Genomic DNA, 3,014 nt, shown 5'->3' with positions numbered 1-3,014 from the left:
GTCGAACAACCTTGGCGCATCATGTCAATCGGACTGCGCAATTGGGCGCATAGGTTATAGCAATCAATGGTTGGTATTAACTGACGACACGACGTAAAATTGAAATATTAAAGTGATGATCCGATGGGAATATACTTAAATAGAAAATAGCCATAAGTTGGAATAAATCCCGCATGGACCAGCCATGCGGGGTTGAAAACATCAGCGGTGACAACGCCGTCCAGTCGCGCGGAACCTGGCAAAAACCGGATCAGCCTCCCAGCGCGGCAGCACCACGGGCCAGATCATCAATCAGATCCGCCGGATCTTCCAGCCCGACCGACAGCCGTATCGCCCCGTCAGAAATTCCGAGACGGGCACGCTCATCCGGGCCGATCTTCATATGGGTCGTCGTCGCGGGATGAGTGGCGAGGGAGCGGGAATCGCCCAGATTGTTGGAAATCGAGACAATCTTCAGCGCATTCAGGAAACGGAACGCTCCTGCCTGGCCATCCCTGGTCTCGAACGCAATCAGAGTGCCTCCGCCGCTCATCTGACTCTGCGCCAGCTCATACTGAGGATGATCCTTCCGGCCGGGATAGCGCACGGACACGATCCCGGGCGCGGACGCCAGCCAGTCCGCCACTTTCGCAGCACCGTCCGCCATCGCATGAACACGCAGCGCTAGGGTCTCAAGCCCCTTGAGCATCACCCAGGCATTAAAAGGCGACAGCGCATTGCCCGTGTTGCGCGTGAAAGGCTGAAGCCTGTCCTCAATCCACTCACGCCGGCCCAGCACGGCGCCGCCAAGCACGCGACCCTGTCCGTCAATATGCTTCGTGCAGGAATAGACAACCACATCAGCGCCAAGCTCCAGCGGCTTCTGATAAACCGGAGAGGCAAAAACATTATCGACAATAACAATCGCATCGGCCTTGTGCGCCCGCTCGCTGATCGCCCGGATGTCCAGAATATCCAGCATGGGATTGGACGGACTCTCAAGAAGAACCGCCGCAACGGGTTTCGAAAACGCCTGATCCCAGGCATTCAGATCGGAACCGTCAACAAAAACCGTCTCAACACCATACTGGGGCAGAAGATTGGCAACGATCCAGTGGCACGATCCGAACAGCGCACGGGATGCCACAACACGGTCGCCCGCCTTTACATGGCATAAAAGAGCGGAAGACACAGCCCCCATTCCGGTCGATGTGGCAATGCAGGCCTCAGCCCCCTCAAGCGCTGCAAGGCGGTTCTGCAGCGCATCAACGGTCGGATTGCCAAAACGCGAATACTGATAATGCTCAACATCACCCGTAAAAGTCGCAGCCGCCTGCTCGGCATTGTCATAGACAAATCCGGACGTCAGGAAGATTGCCTCGCTCGTCTCGCCGAATTCAGTGCGCTCGACCTCTGAATGAAGAAGCCGCGTCGCAGGACGCCAGGCAGCGGAGACGGATATATCGGGTCTGTTCATAAGCCCACGGTTCCCTTGCAGACCGGGCAGGGACAAAAGCCCCCGACCCGGCAGTTCTCTCGGACCCTGGAAACCACCGGCGGACACACGCGTCCGCCCAGGCCTCTTTAGCGCGTTTCTTTATCCTCGCCGCAAGCAGGCCGCCACAAATCGCGAGGGATGCCACAAGGCATCGGGGCAGACGATGCGTCACTCTGTCCCGATCGTCAATCCGCAACACACGACAGGCAATTGCACACGGAAGAGAAGGGAATTATAAGCGGGAAAGAGGTTTCTGCCCCGGCGCGGGTGTAGTTCAATGGCAGAACGGCAGCTTCCCAAGCTGCATACGAGGGTTCGATTCCCTTCACCCGCTCCATTTCTGATCACAGAAATTTGATCCAGACTGTCCGGGGCGCATACCAGGAGGCTCTTTCCGTCTCTTGTCTCTCCTCCCGGCTCACGTCATGTTCCGAAGACTTATCAGGAGGATATCATGACCCGCTTTATGCCCCTCAGCCTGGCTGCCTCTGGTCTGGCCGCCGTTCTCGTCTTCGCCGCACCGGGAGCCCGCGCACAGGACGAAGGGTCGTCCAACATTATGAAGCAGCTCCCCAACGCAACGCAGGCTTCCGTTGCCGGAGCATCGCCCGTCAATGTCGCAGGCGCGCTGAACTACTGCATCGAGACGGAAGCCGTCTCCGATGAGGATGGTACCCCGACGCTGGTATCCCTGAGCAAAAAATACGATGCCGTCCCCGCCGATCACGCCGGTAACAAGGACTACGCTATCGGAACTGCCGGAGAGTTCGTCGCCGGAGGCCAGACAACCACAATCACCGGCCTGCCTGCGGATGATCAGAAAAAACTCTGCGGAACAGTTCTCTCCCGCGCAAAATCCCTTCTCTGAACATTCCGGTAAAATTTCCGGAGACGACGCGGGCGGATCAGTCCGTCCGCGTCGTTCTGCCGGCAACGGCCCTCTCTTTCATATTTCAGAAAATTATCGGATCAGCAGAATTTTTTAAGTTTTCGGTGCGGTGTTTTTCTTATCCTGATATAATCGGGGCATGGGCCTGAGATGCGGCTTTGATTCCTGTGGACGTCCGGGACAAAGCCCTGCTTATTCATGAAGTTTTCATTGGCATTTGAGCGGCGGCTGTATCAGCCCGGACTGTTGATGCCATATTGGTTTTATCCGACAGGCTCTCGCGCAGTCTGACGTCATTGTCGGCCGCTGCATCCGTTGTCTTCCATGTGCGGATCGGCCACAGTATTACCCGAAGCATGAAGACGGGAAGGTCCATTTCTCCTTGTGTGGCTCGGTGTAACCCGGCGCGTCATGGATATGCACAGAGGGAAGCTGGTTGAATATGGCAAAGTATCCGGCTTATTGGCCAGATATGCGGTATCATTGCGACCGACATTATCCGGCAAACGCGGAGACCAGGAGCTAAGTCGAGTCTGTCTGAAGTCGGCGACGTCACGACGGAATCAGATAACTAGCTGTTTGGTCCCGGGATTTGATGGTGCGGATTATGTATGAACCTTGATGGTTCTTTTTCCCATTGCTGACAAA

2 protein-coding genes, 1 tRNA gene, 1 pseudogene and 1 riboswitch are annotated in these 3,014 nt (G+C 56.3%); of the genes and pseudogenes, 2 read left to right on the top strand and 2 right to left on the bottom strand.

The features are described from left to right. Nucleotides 1-250: 250 nt before the first annotated feature. Nucleotides 251-1,456, bottom strand: coding sequence for an O-succinylhomoserine sulfhydrylase (gene metZ, locus LOC54_RS11940; protein ID WP_279314010.1), 1,206 nt, complete (start codon nt 1,454-1,456; stop codon nt 251-253). 86 nt (nt 1,457-1,542) lie between these two features. Continuing rightward, nucleotides 1,543-1,623: riboswitch (SAM riboswitch) on the bottom strand. Between the two features lie 117 nt (nt 1,624-1,740). Here metZ and LOC54_RS11935 point away from each other — a divergent pair. After that, nucleotides 1,741-1,814: transfer RNA gene (locus LOC54_RS11935), tRNA-Gly, on the top strand. 117 nt (nt 1,815-1,931) lie between these two features. Then, nucleotides 1,932-2,345 (top strand): alcohol dehydrogenase, encoded by a 414-nt coding sequence (locus tag LOC54_RS11930; protein WP_279314009.1) that lies wholly within the window; start codon nt 1,932-1,934, stop codon nt 2,343-2,345. A gap of 117 nt (nt 2,346-2,462) precedes the next feature. Here the strand turns inward: LOC54_RS11930 and LOC54_RS11925 are convergent. Further along, nucleotides 2,463-2,700 (bottom strand): annotated as a pseudogene (locus tag LOC54_RS11925) (IS5/IS1182 family transposase); the annotation flags it as partial. Nucleotides 2,701-3,014: the final 314 nt, after the last annotated feature.

The sequence above is a fragment of the Acetobacter sp. AN02 genome (assembly GCF_029759835.1).
GTDB lineage: Bacteria > Pseudomonadota > Alphaproteobacteria > Acetobacterales > Acetobacteraceae > Acetobacter.
This window is presented reverse-complemented; position numbering and strand designations above follow the sequence as displayed.

What these genes read in the sequence shown, in the direction of transcription:
- metZ (WP_279314010.1), bottom strand. Translation starts at nt 1,456, where the DNA reads ATGAACAGACCCGATATATCCGTCTCCGCTGCCTGGCGTCCTGCGACG.
- LOC54_RS11930 (WP_279314009.1), top strand. Translation starts at nt 1,932, where the DNA reads ATGACCCGCTTTATGCCCCTCAGCCTGGCTGCCTCTGGTCTGGCCGCC.